The 22,661-nt window shown below is 66.5% G+C and carries 22 protein-coding genes; 8 read left to right on the top strand and 14 right to left on the bottom strand.

Going from position 1 to position 22,661, the window contains the following annotated elements; translation table 11 throughout:
* Positions 1 to 93: 93 nt before the first annotated feature.
* Together HS053_RS00975 and HS053_RS00970 are read right to left on the bottom strand one after the other, a co-directional pair.
* Positions 94 to 993 carry a peptidoglycan DD-metalloendopeptidase family protein gene (locus tag HS053_RS00975; protein WP_174209314.1) on the bottom strand — a complete coding sequence of 300 codons (900 nt, stop codon included), beginning with the start codon at positions 991 to 993 and terminating at the stop codon, positions 94 to 96.
* Positions 986 to 1,882 (bottom strand): hypothetical protein, encoded by an 897-nt coding sequence (locus tag HS053_RS00970; RefSeq protein WP_174209313.1) that lies wholly within the window; start codon positions 1,880 to 1,882, stop codon positions 986 to 988. Before HS053_RS00970 ends, HS053_RS00975 begins: the two co-directional genes overlap by 8 nt.
* 132 nt (positions 1,883 to 2,014) lie before the next feature.
* On the opposite strand from HS053_RS00970, the gene ilvD reads away from it, so the two are divergent.
* The 4 genes from ilvD to HS053_RS00950 all read left to right on the top strand — a co-directional run bounded on the left by ilvD (position 2,015) and on the right by HS053_RS00950 (position 5,573).
* A complete protein-coding gene (gene ilvD / locus HS053_RS00965; RefSeq protein WP_174209312.1) occupies positions 2,015 to 3,748 on the top strand; it encodes a dihydroxy-acid dehydratase in 1,734 nt (577 codons plus the stop codon).
* Between the two features lie 10 nt (positions 3,749 to 3,758).
* Positions 3,759 to 4,304: a cation transport ATPase gene (locus tag HS053_RS00960; protein WP_174209311.1), complete on the top strand. Its 546-nt coding sequence runs from the start codon at positions 3,759 to 3,761 to the stop codon at positions 4,302 to 4,304.
* 124 nt (positions 4,305 to 4,428) lie between these two features.
* Positions 4,429 to 5,190 (top strand): DUF6478 family protein, encoded by a 762-nt coding sequence (locus HS053_RS00955; RefSeq protein ID WP_174209310.1) that lies wholly within the window; start codon positions 4,429 to 4,431, stop codon positions 5,188 to 5,190.
* An 8-nt stretch (positions 5,191 to 5,198) separates the two neighbouring features.
* On the top strand, positions 5,199 to 5,573 hold the full coding sequence (locus HS053_RS00950; RefSeq protein ID WP_174209309.1) for a hypothetical protein: 375 nt from the start codon (positions 5,199 to 5,201) through the stop codon (positions 5,571 to 5,573).
* A 74-nt stretch (positions 5,574 to 5,647) separates the two neighbouring features.
* On the opposite strand, the gene HS053_RS00945 is transcribed toward HS053_RS00950, so the two are convergent.
* Complete coding sequence (locus HS053_RS00945; protein WP_174209308.1) at positions 5,648 to 5,824, bottom strand: DUF1674 domain-containing protein; 177 nt, start codon at positions 5,822 to 5,824, stop codon at positions 5,648 to 5,650.
* Positions 5,825 to 5,905: 81 nt separating this feature from the next.
* On the opposite strand from HS053_RS00945, the gene HS053_RS00940 reads away from it, so the two are divergent.
* From HS053_RS00940 to HS053_RS00930, 3 genes are all read left to right on the top strand, one after another.
* The gene (locus tag HS053_RS00940; RefSeq protein WP_174209307.1) at positions 5,906 to 7,165 is read left to right on the top strand and encodes an RsmB/NOP family class I SAM-dependent RNA methyltransferase; all 1,260 of its coding nucleotides are present in this window, start codon (positions 5,906 to 5,908) and stop codon (positions 7,163 to 7,165) included.
* 183 nt (positions 7,166 to 7,348) lie between these two features.
* Positions 7,349 to 7,858, top strand: a complete 510-nt coding sequence (locus tag HS053_RS00935) for a sigma-70 family RNA polymerase sigma factor (protein WP_174209617.1) — start codon at positions 7,349 to 7,351, stop codon at positions 7,856 to 7,858.
* 3 nt (positions 7,859 to 7,861) lie between these two features.
* Positions 7,862 to 8,518 (top strand): ChrR family anti-sigma-E factor, encoded by a 657-nt coding sequence (locus HS053_RS00930; RefSeq protein ID WP_174209306.1) that lies wholly within the window; start codon positions 7,862 to 7,864, stop codon positions 8,516 to 8,518.
* A 3-nt stretch (positions 8,519 to 8,521) separates the two neighbouring features.
* Here the strand turns inward: HS053_RS00930 and HS053_RS00925 are convergent, their stop codons facing one another.
* The 11 genes from HS053_RS00925 to HS053_RS00875 form a co-directional block, all read right to left on the bottom strand.
* Positions 8,522 to 9,016, bottom strand: a complete 495-nt coding sequence (locus tag HS053_RS00925) for a HutD/Ves family protein (protein ID WP_174209305.1) — start codon at positions 9,014 to 9,016, stop codon at positions 8,522 to 8,524.
* Positions 9,013 to 10,170 (bottom strand): DNA recombination protein RmuC, encoded by a 1,158-nt coding sequence (locus HS053_RS00920; protein WP_174209304.1) that lies wholly within the window; start codon positions 10,168 to 10,170, stop codon positions 9,013 to 9,015. The genes HS053_RS00925 and HS053_RS00920 overlap by 4 nt, the downstream gene beginning before the upstream one ends.
* Positions 10,167 to 11,999, bottom strand: a complete 1,833-nt coding sequence (mutL, locus tag HS053_RS00915; RefSeq protein ID WP_174209303.1) for a DNA mismatch repair endonuclease MutL — start codon at positions 11,997 to 11,999, stop codon at positions 10,167 to 10,169. Before mutL ends, HS053_RS00920 begins: the two co-directional genes overlap by 4 nt.
* 57 nt (positions 12,000 to 12,056) lie before the next feature.
* A complete protein-coding gene (locus HS053_RS00910; RefSeq protein ID WP_174209302.1) occupies positions 12,057 to 13,364 on the bottom strand; it encodes a M16 family metallopeptidase in 1,308 nt (435 codons plus the stop codon).
* Positions 13,361 to 14,698: a M16 family metallopeptidase gene (locus HS053_RS00905; RefSeq protein ID WP_174209301.1), complete on the bottom strand. Its 1,338-nt coding sequence runs from the start codon at positions 14,696 to 14,698 to the stop codon at positions 13,361 to 13,363. Before HS053_RS00905 ends, HS053_RS00910 begins: the two co-directional genes overlap by 4 nt.
* A gap of 80 nt (positions 14,699 to 14,778) precedes the next feature.
* Positions 14,779 to 15,315 carry a DUF3035 domain-containing protein gene (locus HS053_RS00900; RefSeq protein WP_174209300.1) on the bottom strand — a complete coding sequence of 179 codons (537 nt, stop codon included), beginning with the start codon at positions 15,313 to 15,315 and terminating at the stop codon, positions 14,779 to 14,781.
* Between the two features lie 92 nt (positions 15,316 to 15,407).
* Positions 15,408 to 15,893, bottom strand: coding sequence for a signal peptidase II (lspA, locus tag HS053_RS00895; RefSeq protein WP_174209299.1), 486 nt, complete (start codon positions 15,891 to 15,893; stop codon positions 15,408 to 15,410).
* Between the two features lies 1 nt (position 15,894).
* The gene (purH, locus tag HS053_RS00890) at positions 15,895 to 17,478 is read right to left on the bottom strand and encodes a bifunctional phosphoribosylaminoimidazolecarboxamide formyltransferase/IMP cyclohydrolase (RefSeq protein WP_174209298.1); all 1,584 of its coding nucleotides are present in this window, start codon (positions 17,476 to 17,478) and stop codon (positions 15,895 to 15,897) included.
* Positions 17,479 to 17,492: 14 nt separating this feature from the next.
* On the bottom strand, positions 17,493 to 19,202 hold the full coding sequence (locus HS053_RS00885; protein ID WP_174209616.1) for a heparinase II/III domain-containing protein: 1,710 nt from the start codon (positions 19,200 to 19,202) through the stop codon (positions 17,493 to 17,495).
* 267 nt (positions 19,203 to 19,469) lie between these two features.
* Positions 19,470 to 20,621, bottom strand: a complete 1,152-nt coding sequence (locus HS053_RS00880) for a saccharopine dehydrogenase family protein (RefSeq protein ID WP_174209297.1) — start codon at positions 20,619 to 20,621, stop codon at positions 19,470 to 19,472.
* Positions 20,622 to 20,633: 12 nt separating this feature from the next.
* Positions 20,634 to 21,686: a saccharopine dehydrogenase gene (locus HS053_RS00875; RefSeq protein ID WP_174209296.1), complete on the bottom strand. Its 1,053-nt coding sequence runs from the start codon at positions 21,684 to 21,686 to the stop codon at positions 20,634 to 20,636.
* Positions 21,687 to 21,773: 87 nt separating this feature from the next.
* Here HS053_RS00875 and HS053_RS00870 point away from each other — a divergent pair, with 87 nt between their 5' ends.
* Positions 21,774 to 22,661 (top strand): hypothetical protein, encoded by an 888-nt coding sequence (locus HS053_RS00870; RefSeq protein ID WP_174209295.1) that lies wholly within the window; start codon positions 21,774 to 21,776, stop codon positions 22,659 to 22,661.

Genomic DNA, 22,661 nt, shown 5'->3' with positions numbered 1-22,661 from the left:
ATTGATCCCGAAATCGGGCAGGATCGCGGCGCGGACGCGACCGATCCGGGGTATTATGGGCTATCGTTGATGGCAGGGAAACGAAACGGCGGGTCAGAGACGGAACCGCGCCGGGTCCAGCCGCAGGATCAGATTGGGGTCCGGCGAGATGCTTTGCCAGATATCCCAAAGGCTTTCCTGCCCCACGCCAAAGAAGTTCCCGTCCCTTTGCGCCAGAAGGTCGGTGACAATCTGGAAATGCACATGCGGCGCCCAGCCGCCATTTTCCGGCCAGTCGCCCAGATGGGCGATGATCTGCCCCGCCTCCACCTCTTGCCCGACCGTCAACAGGCCCGGCAAAGTCCCCGCAAGATGGCCGTAGAGGGTGAAGAAGGCTACCTCCCCGGCCTGATGTTCCACAATAAGGGTGTGGCCATAATCCAGCGGGTCGGCGTTATAGGTCAGATGCCGCACCTTACCCGGCAGCGGCGCATAGAGCGGCGTCCCTGCGGGGGCGAAAACATCAATGCCAAGGTGGATCACCCGCCGCTCGGGGCTGGCGGCATCGGCAAACTGGTCGGTGGCGTAGACGCTGCGCTTTTCGCCATAGCTGCCCAAGCCATAGGGCACGCCTTTAGCGGCAAACCACGCATCAAAGGCGCGGTCGGAAAAGGCGGGCATATCCGGCACCTCGCCCCGGGTCAGCAGGGCGATTGTCGGGCCGTTGCCGATTTCGGGCAGGAAGAGCGGCGCCGGGCTTGTGCTTTCGATATGCGCCCGCACCGCCGCCGCACCCGCCACCGCAGGCAGGCCGCGCCCGGCGCGCATCACCGCCGCCAACAACCCCTGATCGACCGAGGCGAGCCGCCGCGCCGTATCCTGCGCCACACCATCCCCCGCCGCCAGCGCGGCATGAACCTGCGCCAGCGTCAGGTCAGGCGCCTGTCCGGCAAGGGCGCGCAGGGCGGTGTAAAGGTCGGGCTGGCCCGAAAGACGCGCGATGATGTCAGACAAGGCAATCCTCGTTGCGGATGTTCAGCACTTCAAATTCCCACCCGTCATGCTTGCGCGCGAAATGGCGCGCGACGGTGCCTCCAGATTCCAACAGCCATGCCAGCCCGCTGCATGTGTCACTGATCAGCGCACGGCGGTAAGCTGCGTCCAGCTCCTCGGCCTCGGGTTCGTCAAGCTCGTGAAAGATGTGCAGTGCCGAACCGCGCGCCTCCACCTTCAGAATGCGGTGCCCCGGCTCGACCAGCAGCGGATCGGGTTGCCCGGCGGCAACCTCGGCGATCACCGAAGGCAGCCCCCGCGCCTCGATCTGGTAGCGCAGGAAGTGGTCTGAAAACACCAGCTCTTGCGAAGCTTCGGCGATGACAGGCTCAAGCCGGGTTTCCAGCACGGCCGCCATCCCCTTGTTCATCACAACCAGCGAAATGCCCATCACCATCACGGCGGCGGCAGGCAGATCCCACGACGGCAACAGGCGCCGCTGCCCCTCGGTTCCCTCGCGCGAGGCGGTCAGCAACAAAGGCAGGTTCAGCAGCGGCAGCATTTGCAGAAAGGCCCATCCGGCATGGCCAAAGGCATCGCGCGACCGCGCCTTGCCCAGCCGCGCCAGCATGACGCCGACGATCAGCGCCGACAGAACATCGCCGAACGGCAACAGCCAGAACAGATCGGCCCGCACGGCGACGGGCATGGCAAACCACGCGAATTGCTCCACCGTCAGCAAAAGGATCAGCAGCAAAACGGCCAGCCAATGCGGCCCGCGCGCAATATACTGCCCGGGGCTTGGCAGTATGAGGCCCAGAACAAAACCGGGCAGCGGCATCAGATAGGGGATCGCCGGCCATTGCTCGAGCGCCGTGACATATTGAAAGGCCAGACCGTTCAGCGTCATCACACCACCCCTTTCCGGCAGGCTGGCGTGCAGGCGCCGCAAAGTCCAGCCCCCGGGGCGCGCAATCACGCTTGCCGCTGCCCGCCAGCCCCTTTATTCCCTTGCCCCAAGCCAATTCCCGGAGGAACCGCCATGCGTAATCAGCGCTTCGACAAATCCCGGCTGCCCAGCCGCCATGTCACCGAAGGCCCGGCCCGCGCGCCGCACCGCAGCTATTTCTACGCCATGGGCATCACCGAGGAAGAGGTGCATCAGCCCTGGGTTGGCGTCGCCACCTGCTGGAACGAGGCGGCGCCCTGCAACATCGCGCTGAACCGTCAGGCGCAGATCGTCAAGCACGGCGTCAAGAAGGGCGGCGGCACCCCGCGCGAATTCACCACCATCACCGTGACCGACGGGATTGCGATGGGGCATGAGGGGATGCGCTCTTCGCTCGCCTCGCGCGATGCGATTGCCGACACGGTGGAACTGACGATGCGCGGCCATTGCTATGACGCGATCGTCGGCCTTGCCGGTTGCGACAAGTCGCTGCCGGGCATGATGATGGCCATGGTTCGCCTGAACGTGCCGAGCGTGTTCATCTATGGCGGTTCGATCCTGCCCGGCCGCTACAAGGGACAGGACATCACCGTTCAGGACATGTTCGAAGCTGTGGGCAAAGTACAGGCCGGCAACCTGTCAGAGGCCGAGCTGGACATCATGGAGCGGGTGGCCTGCCCGTCCTCGGGGGCCTGTGGCGCGCAATACACCGCCAACACCATGGCTTGCGTGTCCGAGGCGCTGGGTCTGGCGCTGCTGAATTCGTCCGGCGCCCCGGCGCCCTATGAAAGCCGCGACCAGTATGGCGAGGCGTCGGGCGTCGCCGTGATGCATCTGATCGAAAAGAACATCCGGGCGCGCCACATCGTCACCCGCAAGAGCCTTGAGAATGCCGCCCGCGTGGTGGCCTGCACCGGCGGCTCGACCAACGGCGCGCTGCACCTTCCGGCGATTGCCCATGAGGCGGGGATCGACTTTGACCTGTTCGACGTGGCCGACATCATGCGCGACACGCCCTATTTCGTCGATCTGCGTCCGGGCGGCAAATATGTGGCCAAAGACCTCTATGAAGTCGGCGGCGTGCCGGTGGTCATGAAGGAACTGGCCAAGGCTGGCCTGCTGCATCTGGACTGCATCACGGCTTCGGGCAAATCGCTGGGCGAAAGCCTTGAAGAAATCACGGGTGAGGCCGATGGCCGCGTGATCTATCCGGTTTCCGCCCCGATCACCAAGACCGGCGGCGTTGTTGGCCTGCGCGGCAACCTTGCCCCCGATGGCGCCATCGTGAAGGTGGCGGGCATGACCGAGGCCGAGCAGGTCTTTACCGGCCCGGCCCGCGTCTTTGAACGCGAGGAAGAGGCGTTCGAGGCGGTCAAGGCCCGCACCTACAAGGAAGGCGAAGTCATCGTCATCCGCAACGAAGGCCCCGCCGGCGGCCCGGGGATGCGCGAGATGCTGTCCACCACCGCCGCCCTGTCCGGCCAAGGCATGGGCAAGAAGGTGGCGCTGATCACCGATGGCCGCTTCTCGGGCGCGACGCGCGGTTTCTGCGTGGGCCATGTGGGGCCGGAGGCGGCGCATGGCGGGCCGATTGCCCTCTTGAAGACCGGCGACATCATCACCCTGAACGCCCTGACCGGCGAGCTTTCGGTGGCGCTGTCGGATGAGGAACTGGCCAAACGCAAGGCGGAATGGAAAGGCCCGCGCAAGACCGACTATAACGCCGGTGCGCTGTGGAAATATTCCCGTCTGGTGGGATCGGCCCGTTACGGCGCCGTCACCCATCCCGGCGCCAAGGCCGAGTCGCATGTCTACATGGATCAGTAAGGCCGCGGCCTTGCTTTGCGCCCTCGCTCTGGCCGCGTGCCAGGTCGAGGGCGGTTTCGGCACCACCCGCAGCGCGCCCGTCCTGAACGGGGCGCTGACGGTTGCGGTGCCCGCAGGTTATTGCGTGGACCGGGGTGCCAGCCGCGAAAAGGGCGACAGCGCCGTGGTGATCATGGGCCGCTGCGCCGATACGGCAAGCGTGCCCCCGGCGCTGGTCACGGTCGCCGTCGGGCAAGGCGGTTCATCAGGGGTAATGACGGCGGGTGGGAAGGCCCTTGCTGCATTCTTCACCTCGCCGCAGGGCCGTGCCACGCTGTCGCGTGACGGACGCGCCCGCGATATCCGGGTGATCGAGGCTATTGGCGCGGGCGATGCGCTGCTGCTGCATCTGACCGACCGCGAAGTGGGAGAATACTGGCGCGGCATCGTCGGCCTGAAGGGCCGCCTTGTCACCGTCTCGGCCACCGGAACCCCCGCCGTGCCCCTGTCCCCGGCCGAGGGGCGCAAGCTGATCGACCGGCTTCTGGCCGCAATGACCGCGGCCAACCGCAGTTGAGAAATAACTTCCTCGTAGACCCCTGCTGAGGGAGTCTTTACTCCTTTGATGAATAAACGAATCGTTTCCGGGCGGCAAACAATGCCCGGACGGAAAAGGGCAGGTTTCGGCAATGTCGGGGGTGATGTCAGGGCTTCTGGACCGGATGCTGCACAAACGGATGCTGCGCCGCTGGGCCGCCGCCGCCGATACCGCCGCGGGCACCGATCTGGAAAGCCTGCGCTCCCTGCGGGCCCGCGCCCGCAGCCTGCGCCGCAACCTTGACCGGGTGATCCATCTTGCCGAACACCGGCTGGCGCTGCCTGTCATCGGCTCGAACTTCATACGCAAGCCGCTGGGCACCGACTGGGCCTGGCGTCCCGAATTGTGGAAAGGCCCGATCCCGGTGCCCGGCTTTGCCACCGTGCCCGGCAAGGCCGAAATCAATCCCGGCGCCACCATCTTTCACGACTGCCGCCGCAGCGAACTGACCGTCCGCCAGATCCGCAACACGCGCGAAGCCGACATCGCCCCTTTCGGCTTTCGCATGGATGTGTTCCGCTTTGACGGTTCCTTCCTGTCGCTGGTGATCGACCTGCCGCCTGAGGCGGCACAGGGGTTGCGGCTCAAGCATCTGATCCGGCTGGACGTGATCGTCGAAATGGAAAAGCCGCTGGAAATCTTCGCGCGGCTGAACATCAAGCACGGCCCGAATGTGGAGCAGATCGTCCGCGAACTGCCCCTGAACGAAGAAGAGGTGATGGTGGAATTCGACCTTGCCTATTCCAAACTGAACGAAAAGCGGGTCGAACGGCTGTGGGTGGACCTGATCTTTGAAGGCCCCGAAATGAACCAGATCATCCTGCGCGACGTGACCTTCAGCCGCCGCCCGCGCGCCGAGTTGTGAGGCCCGACATGAGCGATATCACCCTGACAAAAACGCGCATCCGGGCCGGAATCTGGGAAGGCATTCTGGCCGGTTCCTCGGCCATGCCCTCGCTCGACGTCGTGCATCTTGAGAAAACCATCCCCGGCGTGACGGTCACCGCCGTGACCGAGCGTCCGGGCGACTGGCTGGTCAAGGTGCCGGTGCCGGTCGAAGCCCTCAGCGAAGGCGTGCAGACCTTCCTGATCCGGGATACCGGAACCGGCGAAAAGCTGCAGCATTTCACCATCATCACCGGCGTCGCCATGGAAGACGACCTGCGCGCCGAGATCGACCTGTTGCGCGCCGAGCTGGACATGCTCAAACGTGCCTTCCGGCGCCATTGTCTGGAAACGGCGGGCTGATCCGGGGCCCGAAAAGTTTTCGGCGAAAACTTTTCTGCAAGAAGATTTTTCGGACGAAAAATCTTCGCAACGGCCTAGAAATCGACGGCGAGGCCTTTTTTTTCCCAGTCGCCATAGCGCACCGGCTCTGGCCCATCGCGCCCGCCCAATTCGGTCGGCAGATGCTGCGGCGGGGTGGCCTTGCGGCGGGCTTCGGCTTCGGCAAGGGCGCGCCGGGCGGCGGGCGGAAGATCGGGTTTGGGATCGGACATGCGCACTCCTCGCGCCGTCTGGTCTTGCGGGCGCTGCCAGTGATATAGGCGCGCAGGGCGGCTTTGGGCAAGGATGGCGGAATGGCGCAGGCAAAACCGGCAGGACAGACGGCGCGGGGTGGCGCGGTGGCCCTGCTGAACGCTGTTCTGGGCGAAGGACGGCTTCTGTCGCAGCTTCTGACCGAAGATGGCCCGCTTGCGGGGCTTTCGGGACCGGAACGCGCCCGGGCGCAGCGGCTGACACTGGCGGTTCTGCGCGCAGTCGAGCCGGCAGACCGGCTGCTGTCCCCCCTTTTGCGCCGGGCGCCGCCGCTGATGGCGATGAACGTGCTGCGGCTGGCGGTGGTGGAATTGGCCGGTGGGGCCGCCCCGCACGGCGTGGTGAACGAAGCGGTGGGTCTGATGCGGGCGGGTCGCAAGACGATGCATCAGGCCGGTCTCGTCAATGCCGTCTTGCGGCAGCTTCCCCCCGATTTGCGCCTGCCCGGCCCGGCGCAACGCTTGCCACGCTGGTTGCGCCAGCCGCTGGTCCACGCCTGGGGGCGCGAGGCGGTCAGTGCGATGGAGGCGGTCTTTGCCGCCCCGCCGCCCCTGGATCTGACGTTGCGCCCCGGGGCCGACGCGCCCGCCGGGCAAACTTTGCCCACTGGCAGCCTCCGGCTGGACGAGACGGGGCAGGTTTCCGCCCTGCCCGGATATGCCGCAGGTGGCTGGTGGGTGCAGGATGCCGCTGCTGCCTTGGCCGCACCGCTGCTGGGGGCTGTCGCCGGGCAGCGGGTGCTGGACCTGTGCGCGGCACCGGGGGGCAAGACGCTGCAACTCGCCGCTGCCGGGGCAGAGGTGACGGCTCTGGATATCTCGGAACCGCGCCTTGGCCGGCTGTGCGAAAATCTCTCCCGCACCGGCCTGCGGGCAGAGGTCATTGCCGCCGATGCCCTGATCTGGCAACCCGGCGCGCCGTTCGATGCAATCCTGCTGGATGCGCCCTGTTCGGCCAGCGGCACGCTGCGCCGCCATCCCGACCTGCCTTTCGTCAAGGATGGCTCAGAGCTGCCGGGGCTGGTTGCCTTGCAGGCGCAGCTTCTGGACCGGGCGCTGGCGTGGCTCAGGCCGGGGGGGCGGCTGGTCTATTGCACCTGCTCGCTCTTGCCGGAAGAGGGCGAGGCGCAACTGACCGCCGCCCTTGCCCGCCATCCGGGGCTGCGGGTTCTGCCCCCCGCGCTGCCCGGCATCGCGCCGGACTGGATCACCGCCGAAGGGGCCTTGCGGCTGCGGCCGGATTATTGGGCGGATCGCGGTGGCATGGACGGGTTCTTCATGGTCTGCCTGACCCGCGATTGAGGCACCTTCACGGGTGATCCAGGGACCGCGCTGGCCCGTATCCCCGCCATGACCGCGCAAACCGCCCCTTTCCAGATTTGCCGTGCAGCCCCGCTGCGCCGCCGCTATGCTGCGGCAGCAGAAGGGCAGACCGCGCAGGAAAGGGCAGCCGTGACCGCAACCGAGCCCGATCTTGCGGCCCTTATGACCGCGGTGCGCGACCGGCAGGATCGCGCGGCCTTTGCCGCGCTGTTTCGTCATTTCGCCCCGCGGATCAAGGGCTTCCTGATCAAATCAGGCACCGAGGCCGCGCTGGCCGAGGAATGCGCGCAGGATGTGATGGCCACCCTCTGGCACAAGGCGCATCTTTACGATCCGGCCCGCGCCGGGGTGGCGACCTGGGTTTTCACCATCGCCCGCAACCGCCGCATCGACCTTGCCCGCCGCGACCGGCGGCCCGAGCCGGAAGACCTGCTCTGGATGCAGGATGGCACCGAACCCGATCAGGCAGAGCTGTTCGAGGCGGCCGAGGAAAATCGCCGCCTGGCCCAGGCCCTTGCCGACCTGCCCGAAAAACAGCGCGCACTGGTGCAGCGCGCCTTCTGGGGCGAGCGCTCGCACAGCGAACTGGCCGCCGAAACCGGCCTGCCGCTGGGCACGATCAAATCGCGCCTCCGCCTTGCGCTGGACCGGCTGCGCACGCGAATGAGTTAGACCATGGCCCACTATCCGATCACCCACCACTTGACCGATGACCTGTTGATGTCCTATGCTGCGGGCACCCTGCCCGAAGCCTTTGCGCTGGTCGCCGCCAGCCATGTTTCCCTCTGTGACGAATGCCGGGCGCGGCTGGGCGCCTATGAGGCGCTTGGCGGTGCCGTGCTGGACACGGAGGCAGAGGCGATGACCGACGACGCGCTGGAGCGGGGCCTTGCCGCCTGCCTGTCGCGGCTGGACCGCCCCGCGCCTGTCCAGCGCCCGGCGATGCGGCAAGGGCCGCTGCCCGGGCCGCTGGCCGATTGGATCGGCGGCGGGCTTGAAACGGTGCGCTGGCGGCCGCTTGGCATGGGGGTGCGTCAGGCGATCCTGCCCACCTCGCGCCGCGCGACGGCCCGGCTGTTGCACATCCCGGCGGGGGTGGCGGTGCCCGACCACGGCCATCGGGGAACCGAACTGACGCTGGTGCTGCAAGGCGCCTTCCGCGATGAAACCGCTCGTTTCGGTCCCGGCGATGTGGAAGTCGCCGGGCAAGAGCTTGATCATCAGCCGGTTGCCGAACCGGGGGTGGATTGCATCTGCCTTGCCGCCACCGATGCGCCGCTGCGCTTCAACGCGCTGTTGCCACGGCTGTTGCAGCCGCTGTTCCGTATCTGAGCCTTAAAGGTTCAGAAACACCGCAATCGCGGCGCCCGGATGGTCCAGCGGTTCATCCGTCAGGATCAGTTCGGCAAGGTCGGGCCGGTAAACCGCCAGCAACCCGCCCGGGGGCGGTATCAGCCGTTCTACCACCGTCAGCACCCGCACCTGCGGGCGCGGCAGGGCGCGGGCGGTCATCACGTTGAAATCGTCCGAAGGCGCCGAAACGCCTTCGGCCCGCACCGCAACATCGCCGGCAAATGCCACGGGCTGCATCGGCCGGGCCGCCAGATGCACCCCTTCCCCCACCAGATCGAAACCCGGGCCGGTCAGGACCGTCAGGTTCCGCTCTACCCCCGGAAAAATCGAGAAGGGCCCGTTTTCAACCACACTCGCCCGCGACAACCGCCAGAGCATTCCCTCCGACCCGTCGGCGCGGGCCATCTCGACAGTGACGCCCTTGCCATTGGCCCATGGCATGGGGCGGAAATCAGCGGCGCTCAGATGGCGGATCATTCGGCAGCCTGCGGCGCGATGGGCGGGGCCGATTGCGGGGCCAGTTCCTCAAAGTCGAAATTGTCCAGACGGCGGGCGCGGCGGGCGGCCTTGTCAGAGGAAATCCTGATCTCTTCGATATCCTTCGCCGCCTGCCCGAAGTGGCGGTCCAGATTGCCCACCCGGTCCGAGAGCCGTTCGACATCCTTGTAAAGCTCGGCCAGTTCCTTGCGGATGGCGCCCGCCTGTTCGCGCATCCGCGCATCTTTCAGCACGGCGCGCATGGTGTTCAGCGTGGCCATGCAGGTGGTGGGCGACACGATCCAGACCCGCGCCGCGAACCCCTCGCGCACGAGTTCGGGGAAATTCGCGTGCAATTCGGCATAGACTGCTTCCGAAGGCAGGAACATCAACGCACCATCGGCGGTTTCGCCTTCGAGAATGTATTTCTCGGCAATGGCGCGGATATGCTGACGCAACGCGCCGCGCATCAGGGTCGCCGCCTCTTGCGCCTGCCGCGGAGTTTCGGCACGGCGGATCGCCTCATAGGCTTCCAGCGGAAATTTGGCGTCGATCACGATGGGGCCGGGTGGCTGCGGCAGATGCACAAGGCAATCGGCGCGCTTGCCGTTGGACAGCGTGGCCTGCATGGTGAAGGCGTCGGATGGCAGCGCCTTTTGCACGATGTCATTGAGCTGGATTTCGCCAAAGGCGCCGCGGGTCTGCTTGTTCGACAGAATATCCTGCAAGGACAGGACGTTGCCCGACAGCTTCTCAATCTTCTCCTGCGCCTTGTCGATGGTCTCAAGCCGCTGCTGCAACTCGCCCAAGCTGCGCGCGGTGCGGGTGGAGGAGCCGTGCAGGCTTTCGCCCATCTGTCGGCTGACTTCGGCCAGACGCTGTTCCATCAGTTGCAGCATGGCCGACTGGCTGACCGCCTGATTTTCGCTGACATGGTGCAGGCCGCCCGCCAACCGTTCCTGCCCGTCCGACAGGCTTTGCACCCGCTGCGAGAGCCAGCCCATTTCCCGCATCAGCGGTTCGGCCGCCTGCGCCGAGCGGCCCGCCGTCCGCAGGATCAGCAACAGCACGGCAAGGAGCAGCAAGACGAGCCCGCCCACCACCAAAGCCTCGGGTGAATTCCATGCGAAATTCTGGCCAAACAGCGTGATCATTTGCGGCCGAACAGACGTTCGATGTCGTGCAGCTTCAGCTCGACATAGGTGGGGCGGCCGTGGTTGCACTGGCCGGAATGCGGCGTTGCCTCCATCTCGCGCAGCAGCGCGTTCATCTCATCGGCGCGCATCTGGCGGCCCGAGCGGATCGAGCCATGGCAGGCCATCCGGCTCAGGATCGCCTCAATCCGGGTTTGCAGCGTGTCGCTGCGGCCAAGGTCGGAAATCTCGTCCAGCACATCCTGCAACAGGGCCGCCGCCGAAACATTGCCCAAAATGGCCGGCGTTTCGCGCACGGCGACGGCGCTGCCGCCAAAGGGTTCGATGACAAGACCCAGCCGGGCAAGATCGGCTGCCACCTCCATCAGGCGGGCGGAATCATTGGGCGAAAGCTCGACAATCTCGGGGATCAGCAGGGCCTGCGCCTTGATGCCGGTTTCCGCCATCTGGCGTTTCAGGCGCTCATAAACCAGCCGTTCATGCGCGGCGTGCTGATCGACGATCACCATGCCGGTGGCGGTCTGGGCGATGATGTAATTCTCATGCACCTGTGCGCGGGCGGCGCCCAGCGGAAAGGTCTCGACCGCCTCTGGCGGCGCTTCGACCCGGGCCATGGGCGCCTCGGCAAAACCGGGGGCGGGCATCGGGGTTTCCGGTGCCTGCCAGAGCGTGGCGCGGGCAAAGCTAGTCTGCGACGGACGGTCCATCTGATAGATGCGGGGCGCCTCGGGGCGGAGGGCGGCCAGCGTCGCATCGGCCACGGTGCTGCTGGCGCGGTGGCCCGCCCCCGACAAAGCCGTGCGCAACCCGGTGATGATCAGGCTGCGCACCGCCTCGGGCTCGCGAAAGCGCACCTCGGCCTTGGCGGGGTGGACGTTCACATCCACCCGCTCAGGGTCGCAGATCAGGTTCAGCACGGCGGCGGGGTGACGGTCGCGCGACAGGAAATCGAAATAGGCCACCCGCAGCGCACCCAGAAGCATCCGGTCCAGAACCGGGCGGCCATTGACGAAAACGAACTGCTGCACCGAAGAGCCGCGCGAATAGGTCGGCAGTGCGGCATAGCCGGTAAGGTGCAGCCCCTCGCGCTCGACATCAATGCGCAGGGCGTTGGTGGTAAAGGCCGCGCCCAGCACCTGCGTCAGCCGCCCCTGCAGCGCGTCAAAGAAATCGCCCGGTTGCGGATCGGCGCGGAAGATCACGCGCGGCGCCTCACCCTCGGCGATTTCGGACAGGGTAAAGCCCACCATGGGTTCGGCCATCGACAGGCGGCGGATGACATCGGCAATCGCCTGCGCCTCGGCCCGGTCGCTGCGCAGGAATTTCAGCCGGGCGGGGGTTGCATAGAAGAGGTCGCGCAGCTCGATCACCGTGCCGCGCGACAGCGCCGCCGGGCGCACCGGCGCCACGCGCCCGCCCGTCACCGCGATCTGCGCCGCCTCGTGCCCTTCGGCCCGCGAGGTGATGGTCAGCCGCCCGACCGAACCGAGCGAGGCCAGCGCCTCGCCCCGGAAACCGAAACTGGTGATGTTCAGCAGGTCGCTGCCGTCGATCTTGGACGTGGCATGACGGGCCACGGCGAGCGGCAGATCTTCCGCCGTCATGCCGCAGCCATCATCGGTGACGCGGATCAGCACCTTGCCCCCGGCGGAATAATCCACCGCGATGCGCCGCGCCCCGGCATCCAGCGCATTTTCCACCAGTTCCTTCACCGCCGAAGCAGGCCGTTCCACCACCTCACCCGCAGCGATGCGGTTGATGGCGGCTTCGTCCAGCGGGCGAATGACAGGGCGCGCAGCATCCTGCATATGGGGGGCATGAAGGGTCATGCCCCTATCACTAGCAGGCGGCTGAGATTCGGCCAAGGGAATGTTCCCGTTTCGGCCCTATTCGGTGGGGGTAAGTCCGGTCGCCCCGCCGACCACCACGAAGAACAACTCATCCGGCTTGATCAGCCGCGCCGCCACGCGCTTCACATCCTCCAGCGTCACCGCCTCGACCCGCTGATTGCGGGTGCGCGGATAATCGGTGGGCAGGCCCATGATCTGCATTCCGACAAGGATCGAGGCAATCGTGCTGTTGCCGTCAAAGCGCAGCGGATAGGCGCCGGTCATATAGGTCTTGGCGCGGGCAAGCTCTTCGGGCGTCACGCCTTCTGCCGCGACCTTGGCCCATTCCGCGCGGATCACCTTGATCGCCTCGGCCACCTTTTCGTTGCTGGCCTGAAACTGCCCGACCAGCGTTTCGGCATGGTCATAGCTAGCCAGCCCCGTGCCAATGCCATAGGTCAGCCCGCGCTTTTCGCGCACCTCGGTCATCAGCCGCGCCGAAAACCGCCCGCCGCCAAGGATTTCGTTCAGGAGGACGGCGGCAAAATAATCCGGGTCGTCAAAACGGATGCCGCCTTGGGTGAACTGCACCACCGACTGCGGCCCCGGATAGGGTTTCAGCATCAGCCCGCCTTTCAGCGTGATCTCCGCCTTGCCGGGCAGGGGCGCCCCGGTGGCGGGCAGGTCACCCAGAAGCCGGTCCAGCAGTTTGCCCAGATCCTCGGGCGAAATATCACCTGCGGCCGAGACGAACACCCGGTCGCGGGCAATCGCGCCCTTCCACGCCGTCACCACATCGTCGCGGGTCAGGGCGGTGACACTGTCAATCGTGCCGTCGCCGTTGCTGCCATAGGGATGGCTGCCATAGGTGCGCGCCGCCATAAGATCGCCCGCGATGGTGCCCGGGTCTTCGGCGCCGGCGCGCAAATTGGCCAGAACCTGCCCCTTCACCCGATCCACCGCATCCTGATCGAACCGCGGGTTCACCAGCGCCTCGCGCAGCAGGGTCACACCCTGATCCCGGTTTTCAGTGAGGAACTGCGACGAGACGGAAACCCCGTCACCATCAGAGGAAAACCCGATCTGCGCCGCCAGCGAATCGCGTGCGGCGGCAAAGCCTTGCGAATCCATGGCGCCCGCGCCTTCTTCAAGCGTGGCGGTCATCAGGTTGACCGCCCCCCGCTTGCCGGCCAAGTCGAGCGAGTTGCCGCCCTGAAACCGCAGCTCCAGCGCCACGAAGGGGATGGTGTGATCTTCGACCAGCCAGGCCTTGATCCCGCCGGGCGAGGTGACGGCCTGAATGGCGGTTTCGGCCTGCACGGGCAGGGCCAGTGCCACAAGAACGGCCAGCGAACGCAGGATCATTGGGCTTCCCCCTTTTTGGCGGTCAGCCAGCCGGTGACGGCCTGATCGCGGTTCAAGACCTTGGCGGCGGCGGCCATCACATCTTCGGCGGTGACCGCTTGCAGGATGGCGGGCCAGTCCTGCACATCCTTGACCGTCAGCCCCACCGCCAGCGCCTGACCATAGCTGCGCGCCAGCCCGCCGGAATCGTCGCGGGCATAGATTTCCGAGGCGCGTATCTGGGTTTTGATCCGCGCCAGTTGCTCGGCATCCGGGCCGTCCTTCAGGAACTTCGCAATCACCTCGTCCATCGCCGCCTCAAGATCGGCCAGCGAGGTGCCCGGCACGGGTGAGGCGTAAAGGCTGAAAGTGTCGGGATCGACGGTGGTGCCATCATAGCCCGCCGCCGCCCAGACCGCGATCTTGCGGTCGAATTGCAGCGATTTCGCCAGAACCGAATTGATCGGGTCGCCCCCCAGCAACTGCGCCAGAATGGTCAGCGCCGCCGCCTCTTTCTGGTCGCCGGTATTCCGCTCGGGGGCCAGATAGCTGCGGATCAGATAGGGCTCTGAAACCCGCTCATCCGACAGCACAAGGCGGCGCTCGGCCAGTTGCGGCGGCTCTTGCGGGCGGTCGCGCGGCACGATCCGGTCCGAAGGCGCCACGGGGCCATAATATTCCTTGGCAAGGGCCAGAACGGCCTCGGGCTGCACGTCGCCAGCGACCACAAGGATCGCATTATTGGGCGCATAATTGGCCTGATAGAAATCCAGCGCATCCTTGCGCGACAGCTTCTCCATCTCATGGCGCCAGCCGATCACCGGAATGCCGTAAGGATGGTTCAGGAACTGCGCCGCCGACATCTGTTCATTCAAAAGCGCGCCGGGGTCGCTGTCAGTGCGTTGCGAACGCTCTTCCAGAATGACCTGACGTTCGGTTGCAACATCGTCTTCGGTCAGTTGGAGGTCGCGCATCCGGTCGGCCTCCATCTGCATCATCAGGCCCAGACGGTCGGCAGCAACCCGTTGGAAATAGGCGGTATAATCATAACTGGTAAAGGCGTTGTCGGTGCCGCCATTCTCTTCCACCGTGGCCGAAAGCTCCCCCGCGGCCAGATCGTCGGTGCCCTGAAACATCAGGTGTTCCAGAAAATGCGCAATGCCGGAATGGCCCGGAGGCTCGTCCGAGGAACCGATGCGATACCAGACCATCTGCGTGACGACCGGAGCGCGGTGATCTTCGATCACCACCACCTGCATTCCGTTGTCGAGGGTGTATGAGGTCACCTCATCGCCCAGCGCGGGCGCTGCGCCAAGGGCCAGAAGGCAGAGGGGTCCGAAAAGGCGTCGCGGCATCGCTTCCTCGCGGCTTGGGCTTGCCGCGCCAAGCTACGCAGCCGGGCGGCAGGCGCAAGGCCCGCCATCCGACAGGACGATCACTTCTCCTTGGGCAGACGCGGCGGGGCCGAGGGGGTGCGCACCCCCGCCTGACGCCAGCGCTCCAGCTCGCGGTGCTGATCCAGCGCCATCTTGCGATACGCCTTGAAATAGACGTTCACATTGAACATCCGCTCCAACACCCGGCCGTTGTTCTTGCGCCGGAACTCAAGGTCTTCCGAGGCGAGGGTGTTGCGGATGCCCGCCTCGGTGCCATAGCGGTTGGCGCGGGCGTAAAGCGCCGCATCCGCCGATGGAATGCCGCCCGCCTTGGCCGGATTGCCGCCCAGCGCCACGATGGCATCGGCATGGGGGTTGGGGTCCGTCAGGTTGGAACCGCCCGGCGTGGGTTCCGGCAGGGTCGCCAGATCTTCCGGCAGCTCCAGCGCCTTGGGCGGCAGGATGGCAAATTCGTCCGGCCCGTTGGTGTCGGAGGTGACGTTCATCAGAATCGGCTGACGGTCGCCCCTGCCGCAGGCCGTCAGCGACAACAGCGCCACGCCCGCAACCGCGAGAACCACCCGAGCTGCCGTCATGCCTGCCGCCTCCGCCACCTGTCTCTGCGTCGTCTTAGCCTATCGCCCGGCCCGCGTCACGGGGTCTTGTCGCCGCGCGGTCCCTTGCGGCGTCAGCCCGCCCGGCGTTTGCGCGTCTTGGGCGGGTTGGTGAACAGCACCAGTCCCAGCGCCCCGGCAAAAACCGCAATATCGGCAACGTTGAAGGAATAGGGATTCTCGATGCCGCAGCAGGTCATGTTCAGGAAATCGGCCACATAACCATAGGCCAGCCGGTCCACCACATTGCCCAGCGCACCGCCCACCAGAAGCCCCGCCGACAGTTCCGACCATGGGCCGAATTTCGCCCGGCGCACCCAGATCACCACCCAGGCCGAAATCGCCAGCGCAATCAGGATCAGACCCCAGCGCGCAAGGTCCGCATCATTCGAGAACAGGCCGAAGTTGACCCCCCGATTCTCGGCCCAGCGCAGGTTCAGAAGCGGGTCGATCACATCGACCTCCCCCCGCTCGCGCAACCCGACCAGACGGATCACCGCCAGCTTGGACAGTTGATCCGCCGCGAAGGTCACAAGTCCCGAGATGACAAGGCGGCGCATGTCAGTGCCGGAAATGGCGCTGGCCGGTGAAGACCATGGCCAGCCCTGCCGCATCCGCCGCTTCGATCACCGCGGGGTCGTTCATGCTGCCCCCCGGCTGGATAACCGCCGTCGCCCCGGCCTCAGCCGCGGTCAGAAGACCGTCGGGGAACGGGAAGAAGGCATCCGAGGCGACGACCGACCCTTTGGTCAGCGGCCCGGGCAGGCCCAGCGCCTCGGCCATGTCTTCGGCCTTGCGGGCGGCGATCCGGGTGCTGTCCACGCGGCTCATCTGGCCAGCACCGACGCCCACGGTCGCGCCATCCTTCACATAGACGATGGCGTTGGATTTCACATGCTTGGCCACTTTCCATGCGAACAGCAGGTCGGCCAGTTCCGCCGGGGTCGGCGCGCGTTTGGTCACCACCTTCAGATCGGCGGCGGTGATGCTGTCCACATCCGAATCCTGCACCAGAAAGCCGCCCGCAACCTGACGGAAGGCCAGATTGCCCGTCTTTGGGTCAGGCAGCGCGGCGGTGGTCAAAAGGCGCAGGTTCTTCTTGGCCGCGAAAATCGCCTTGGCCTCATCACTCGCACCGGGGGCGATCACGACTTCGGTGAAGATCTTCACGATCTCTTCCGCGGTTTCGGCATCCAAGGGCTGGTTCAGCGCCACGATCCCGCCAAAGGCCGAGGTCTGGTCACAGTGATACGCCCGCAGATAGGCGTCCTTCAGGCTGCCCGCCTGCCCCACGCCGCAGGGATTGGCGTGTTTGATGATCGCGCAGGCCGGGCCTTGGGTAAACTCGGCCACCAGTTCAAAGGCCGCGTCGGTGTCGTTGATGTTGTTGTAGGACAGCTCCTTGCCCTGCCACTGACGCGCGGTCGCCACACCCTCGCGGCGGCTGCCATCGGTGTAGAAGGCCGCCTTCTGATGCGGGTTCTCGCCATAGCGCAGCGTCTGCGCCAGCTTGCCCGCGAAAGAGCGATAGCGCGGCGCGGGTTCCTTGATCTCACCCGCAAGCCATGTCGAAACGGCGGTGTCATAGGCGGCAGTGCGCGAATAGGCCGTCAGCGCCAGCTTCTGGCGAAAGGCCAGCGTGGTCGCCCCGTGATGCGCCTTCATCTGGTCAAGCAGCCCGGCATAATCGGTGGGATCGGTGACCACCGCCACGAACTTGTGGTTCTTCGATGCCGCGCGGATCATCGCCGGACCGCCGATGTCGATGTTCTCGATGCAGGTGGCGTGGTCGGCACCCTTGGCCACGGTTTCCTCGAACGGGTAAAGGTTCACGATCAGAAGGTCGATCGGCTCGATCCCATGGGCGGCCATCGCCACCAGATGCTCGTCATCGTCGCGCAGCGCCAGAAGGCCGCCATGCACCGCCGGGTGCAGCGTCTTGACCCGGCCATCCATCATTTCGGGAAAGCCCGTCACGTCGGACACATCGCGCACCGGCAGGCCCGCCGTGCGCAACATGCCAGAGGTGCCGCCGGTGGAAATCAGCTCTACCCCCTGCGCGTGCAGCGCCCGGGCGAGGTCCAGAAGGCCCGATTTGTCGGATACGGAAATCAGCGCGCGGCCGATGGGGACAAGATTGGTCATGGTCTGCCCTTGCGTCACAGAGGGACCGGCATCTCGTCGCGGTCCAGATCGCGGATGGCCAGCGGAGTATCCTGCGCCTTCGCCAAGGTCCAGCCCAGCTTGGTCTCGATCCCCACCGCGCGGCCAGAAAGGACGATCTGACGCGCCGGTCGCGGCTTCAACCGCCCATTTTCCAGATAGACCGAGGGGTCGAGCGACAGTTTCGCGCCGCTTTCATGACGGAATACCCAGATCTCACCGCTTTTCAGGGCCAGCGAAACCGCCGTGCCGCCAAGGTCCAGCGCGGCATCGACATCGGGATGCAGGTGGAACCGCAGCGACCAGGCCACCCCCTCCAGCCCACCGCGCGCCAGCAGCCGCTCGAATCGCTGGCGGGCCGCCGGGGTTTCGGCAATCAGATCGTCGCTGCCGCGCAGGCGGCGCCCGTCCGCCGACAGATGCAAGTCGCGCCGATGGATCAGCCCATGCGTTGTCAGCCAGCCGTCATGCGCCAGATGCAGATGCACCCCTTCGGCATCCCCCCCTTGCCGCAGCAAGGTCACCGCCGCCCGGTCGGCCAGTACATCGCCCCGCGCATCCAGCCGGGACGAGGAATAGCCGTCCAGCCCCAGCACCGAATGTGAAGGCGTGGCCCGCCCGGCCTGCCGCCACTCGGCGCCAAAGCGCAGCCCCGATCCGCAAGACACCACCAGCGGCCGCCGCCCCGAAGTCACCTCCATCGCCAGGGTCGAGGCATGAGCCGCCGCCCCCGCCCGCCCATCCGGTGGCGCCGCGGCATCGACGATCAGCGTGGTGCGCCCACCCTGCAACCGGGCAAACCCCATGGCAAGGCCAAAGCCGCCCTGCGATGTCGGCTTCACCCCCGCCACCGACAGCGCCTGTTCCAGCCGCCCTTCGGCCCCCCGCCCGCCGCCATGAAACCGCGCCAGCCCGCCATCGGCATGACGCAGCAGGCGCAGCGCCGGCGCCATCCGCTCCAGCGCCGCCAGCAGCGACGAGGGCGGAAGCCGCCCGGTTTCCGACAGAGCCGTCTCGGCCCAGGTCAGCAAGGTGAACACCTCGAGCAATTCCTCGGGGTTGCGGGTGGGAATGCCGCCCTCGCCATCCACCTCCCGCCCGCAATGCTCGGCCAGCGCGGCAATCGCCGGAGCGGCAAGCGCCTCCATCCCGGTCAGGGCCAGCGTCGCGGAAACCAGCCCGGTCAGCGCCTCGATCCGCGGCAGACCGGGCGCGGCATGGGACCAGCGCCGCGACAGAAACAACGTCTGCGCCGCGAGCTGGCGATAGAACAGGTCGCTGGCCGCGCGGTCGCGCGCCGTCAGCAGAAACAATGCATGGTTGATCCAGCGGATCAGCCGCCGCCCGGTCAGATCGGGGGTCCAGCCCGGCCCCTGCCCCTGCCCATAGCGCGCGATCCATTGCCAGAGCCAATCCTGCGCCCGCGCCCGCGCCGCCGCATCCCCCACCGCGGCCAGATCGTCCAGCCAGGCAAAACCATGCGCACCGTCGAGAAATCCCGGCTCGACGCTCGCCACGTCCCAGATCGAAAGTCCCGGCGCCTCGACCAGCGGGCCAGCGAACAGGAAATTCCCCGCCAGCAACTGCCGCCCCCGGGCGTGCAACCCGATCGAACGCGGCTCGGGCTGCGAGACAAAGCCCGTCGCGGCCCGCGCCCGAAGCGCACGCCACATCGCCAGCCGATTGCCAAGGCTTGCCCGCCCCATGATGATTCGCCCGTCCTGCCCATCCCCTGTTGCCCGGGGCTCGGAACGGACCATAGCTTTTCAAAGCCCCCCTGTCACCCGCCGCACCTTTGGCCGGCCTGCCTCCGCCGGGGATATCCGGACCAGGACAAAGGCCGCAGATTTCATCTTGGCGAAAATATCCCCGGGGGCCGGGGGCGGGCCCCCGGCGGCGCCACCCGCGCCAAGGGGTCAGGGCGGCGCGGGCGCAACAGGGTCGGCGACGCGACGTGGAGGCGCCGCCTTGCTTCAGGCCAGATGGTCAACCCGGTGCAGATATTGCGCCAGCTTGCCGATCTCGCCCATCCAGCGGGCGATCAGCCGGGGATCATGTGGCGCAGGATGCACCCCCGCCGCAATCTCGCGCGCCTGCACCGCCTCGATGGCCAGCGACACCGGCACCGACACCAGCCGCCCCATGGCCGAACCACGGGCATCGCCCCAGGCATCCATCGCCCAGGTTTCGTGGAAGACGGCGCGTCCCTCGCGCTCGGCCTTCAGGCTGACGAACAGCACAACGCGGTCCGGCTCACCGGGCGCATAGGCGTTTTCCTTCAGCAAAGCATTGGCGCGGGCGGTCAGGGCGGCATCCACTTCGGCGGCGCTGGCGCCTTCCAGCCCCTCGATCTCGGCAAAGATCGGCGCCCATGCTTCGGCCCAGCCATTCAGCCGGATGGTTCCCCGCACGAAATCGCGCACTTTCCATGCCGGATCAAAGCGGTAATCGGTCAGGAAAGGATAGCTGTCGCGGTTGGGATAAACCTCAAAGCTTTCCGGTTGCGGCAGCGGCGCGTCATAGGCGGTGATCGCGTCCCAAGGCCGGTTGACCCGCAATTCCGAGAAATTCCGCAAAGAGCGCGAGGGCGAGCGCAGCGCCTTCAGCACCCCCGCCGGGGCCCAACTGAACTTATAGCGGAAAGCGTTGGGAATCTTCGGCACACCGCCACAATAGCTGAAGAAACTCAGCACATTATCGGGGTGATAGGCGGCCGAGGCGCGGTAGCGCGCCACAAGGTCATGCGCCATCAGGTGGTCGATGCCCGGATCAAGGCCGACCTCATTGACCGAAACCAGCCCCTTGGCGCGGAAATCGTCATCCAGCGCCTTCATCTCGGGTGCGATATAGCTCGACGAGGTGAAATGCGCCCCCTTCGACAGGCAGGCTTTGGCAATCGCCACATGCTGATCGGCGGGCAGCATCGACACCGCGATATCGCCGGGTTCCAGGGCCGCCGTCAGCGCCTCAAGCGAATAGGCGCGGATGTCGCTGGCCAGATCGCCCACCACCTCGCGCGCCTTTTCCGGCGTGCGGTTCCAGACCACGACCTTCTGCCCGGTCTCAAGCAGCCGCCGCAGCCCCGGCCCCGACGAAAGCCCCGTTCCGCACCAGTGAATCGTCATGTCCATCTCCCTTCAGAGGTCCGCCGCGTGGCGGTCATATTCGGTCTTTGCCCGGCCCCAGACCCCGGCCTCCAGCGCACCCAGCGTCAGGAGCGAGGGCAGAAGCTGCGCCGCGTAATCCTCGCTCGACTCCACCGGCATCAGCGACGGCAGGTTGTCGATGGCGGTCACGTCCAGCGGCGGGTTTCCTGCCACGCGCAGCGCCGGTGCGTCCCAATCCGTCGCGCGGTCATAGACCTTGATCGGAGAGAAATCCGAAGTCGGGTCGCAGGCGATATCACCGATCACCGTCAGCTTGCGCGCGGGGTCGGTCTTGGCGCTGGCGGGCACGAACACCGGGCAGCCGGGGCGGGCAAGGATGCAGTTCAGGAAAATCTCGTGTTGCAGCACTTCCGGGAAAGGGCCGCCGCCCGCCGTTTCGGCCATGTCCCATTGGGTGACCTTGATGCCCAGATCAGTGCAAAGGTCGCTGGCGCCGGTGCCGACCCGGCCCAGCGCGCCGATCACCAGCGCGCTCGGCAGGTCATGGCCGGTCAGTTCGGCGTCCAGCTCGGCCAGAAGCGCCGCCTTGCTGACGGCCTTCTTCACTGGGCCGCAAATCTCGCCCCGTTGCTGCGCCGCCCAGCATTTCAGGCTGACTGCAGCCCCGGCATAGCCGGCCCAATAGCCGAAGGCGGCCACGCGGCGGCCCGTCTGGTCCACCAGATATTCCAGATCGTAAAGGGTGCCGCCCCCCGCCTTGAACCGCTTCAGCAGCACCTGCCCCGCCGGTTGCCCCTTGTAGGCATGGCCGAACATGATGTGGCGATGGGTCAGGGGCGTGCCATCCTCGGGCAGTTCCTTGAGCCCGAAAATGATCGCATCGACAGGCGCCTGCGGCCAAAGATTCTCGGCGGCAATCTCGCAGCCCGCCGCGAGGTAACCGTCGATCGGAATGGCCCGGACCGAGCTTTCCTCGACCGTCACGCGGATGCCCGCCTTGATCAGCGCCGCGGCACCTTCGGGGGTCAGGCCCACACGTTCCTCGTTCGGGCGCTGTTCGGCGCGGACCCACAGATGCGTCATGGCATTCTCCTTCGGCTGCCCTCTGGTCGGACGGCGCGAGAGATACCAGATCAGGGGAAGACCGAAAGCGGAAATGCGGGGGGCAGGGTGCGGCGAAGATGGCTGTTGGGGGCGGGGGCGGCGCTGGCCGGGGCAGGATGGTTCCTGTGGCCGCAGGGCGCGGCGCCTGTTGCCGCGACATTGCCCCGGCCCACAGGGCCGCTGCGCACCTATCACCTTGGTCACAGTCTGGTGGGCCGCGACATGCCCGCGATGCTGGCGGCAATGGCGGGGCATGACCATGCCAGCCAGTTGGGTTGGGGCGCCTCGCTGCGCAACCATGCGACGGGCGAGGTGCCGGGCTTTGCGGTGGAGAATGACCACCCCGACCATCTCCCGGCCGAAACCGCGCTGGCGGGGGGCGGTTTCGATGCCGTGGTGCTGACCGAGATGGTGGAACTGCGTGACGCCATCCGCTGGCACGATTCGGCGCGCTGGCTGGCACATTGGGCCGGGGTGGCGCGAGCGGGCAATCCGGGTGTGCGGGTGTATCTGTATGAGACATGGCACCGGCTGGACGACCCCGAGGGCTGGTTGCAGCGGATCGACGCCGATCTGTCGCGCCGCTGGCTGGATGAGGTGTTACGCCCCGCCATGGCGCGGGGGGCGGGGGATATCCACCTGATCCCCGGCGGTCAGGTCATGGCAGCGGCAGCACGGGCGATCGAGGCGGGCGGCGTGCCGGGCCTGACCTCGCGGCGCGATCTGTTCCAGCCGGGCGACCCGATTCATTTCAGCGATCTGGGGGCCTGGCTGATGGCCGTCACCCATCACGCAGTGCTGTATCACAGGCTGCCCGCAGCAGCCCCGGTTGCCCGCGCCGATGGCAGCCCGGCGGATTTGCCGTCCGAACCCGCGCTGACGCGGCTGCAAGAGGTGGTCTGGGCGACCATCCGCCGCTATCCTGAAACCGGACTGTCAGGAACCCCGGGGTAA

The sequence above is a fragment of the Tabrizicola fusiformis genome (assembly GCF_013328815.1).
Classification (GTDB): domain Bacteria; phylum Pseudomonadota; class Alphaproteobacteria; order Rhodobacterales; family Rhodobacteraceae; genus Fuscibacter.
This window is presented reverse-complemented; position numbering and strand designations above follow the sequence as displayed.

Excerpts from the sequence above, each read along its gene's own strand:
- HS053_RS00970 (WP_174209313.1), bottom strand. The coding sequence starts at position 1,882 with ATGACGCTGAACGGTCTGGCCTTTCAATATGTCACGGCGCTCGAGCAA.
- ilvD (WP_174209312.1), top strand. The coding sequence starts at position 2,015 with ATGCGTAATCAGCGCTTCGACAAATCCCGGCTGCCCAGCCGCCATGTC.
- HS053_RS00955 (WP_174209310.1), top strand. The coding sequence starts at position 4,429 with ATGTCAGGGCTTCTGGACCGGATGCTGCACAAACGGATGCTGCGCCGC.
- HS053_RS00950 (WP_174209309.1), top strand. The coding sequence starts at position 5,199 with ATGAGCGATATCACCCTGACAAAAACGCGCATCCGGGCCGGAATCTGG.
- HS053_RS00945 (WP_174209308.1), bottom strand. The coding sequence starts at position 5,824 with ATGTCCGATCCCAAACCCGATCTTCCGCCCGCCGCCCGGCGCGCCCTT.
- HS053_RS00940 (WP_174209307.1), top strand. The coding sequence starts at position 5,906 with ATGGCGCAGGCAAAACCGGCAGGACAGACGGCGCGGGGTGGCGCGGTG.
- HS053_RS00935 (WP_174209617.1), top strand. The coding sequence starts at position 7,349 with ATGACCGCGGTGCGCGACCGGCAGGATCGCGCGGCCTTTGCCGCGCTG.
- HS053_RS00930 (WP_174209306.1), top strand. The coding sequence starts at position 7,862 with ATGGCCCACTATCCGATCACCCACCACTTGACCGATGACCTGTTGATG.
- HS053_RS00925 (WP_174209305.1), bottom strand. The coding sequence starts at position 9,016 with ATGATCCGCCATCTGAGCGCCGCTGATTTCCGCCCCATGCCATGGGCC.
- HS053_RS00920 (WP_174209304.1), bottom strand. The coding sequence starts at position 10,170 with ATGATCACGCTGTTTGGCCAGAATTTCGCATGGAATTCACCCGAGGCT.
- mutL (WP_174209303.1), bottom strand. The coding sequence starts at position 11,999 with ATGACCCTTCATGCCCCCCATATGCAGGATGCTGCGCGCCCTGTCATT.
- HS053_RS00910 (WP_174209302.1), bottom strand. The coding sequence starts at position 13,364 with ATGATCCTGCGTTCGCTGGCCGTTCTTGTGGCACTGGCCCTGCCCGTG.
- HS053_RS00905 (WP_174209301.1), bottom strand. The coding sequence starts at position 14,698 with ATGCCGCGACGCCTTTTCGGACCCCTCTGCCTTCTGGCCCTTGGCGCA.
- HS053_RS00900 (WP_174209300.1), bottom strand. The coding sequence starts at position 15,315 with ATGACGGCAGCTCGGGTGGTTCTCGCGGTTGCGGGCGTGGCGCTGTTG.
- lspA (WP_174209299.1), bottom strand. The coding sequence starts at position 15,893 with ATGCGCCGCCTTGTCATCTCGGGACTTGTGACCTTCGCGGCGGATCAA.
- purH (WP_174209298.1), bottom strand. The coding sequence starts at position 17,478 with ATGACCAATCTTGTCCCCATCGGCCGCGCGCTGATTTCCGTATCCGAC.
- HS053_RS00885 (WP_174209616.1), bottom strand. The coding sequence starts at position 19,202 with ATGGGGCGGGCAAGCCTTGGCAATCGGCTGGCGATGTGGCGTGCGCTT.
- HS053_RS00880 (WP_174209297.1), bottom strand. The coding sequence starts at position 20,621 with ATGACGATTCACTGGTGCGGAACGGGGCTTTCGTCGGGGCCGGGGCTG.
- HS053_RS00875 (WP_174209296.1), bottom strand. The coding sequence starts at position 21,686 with ATGACGCATCTGTGGGTCCGCGCCGAACAGCGCCCGAACGAGGAACGT.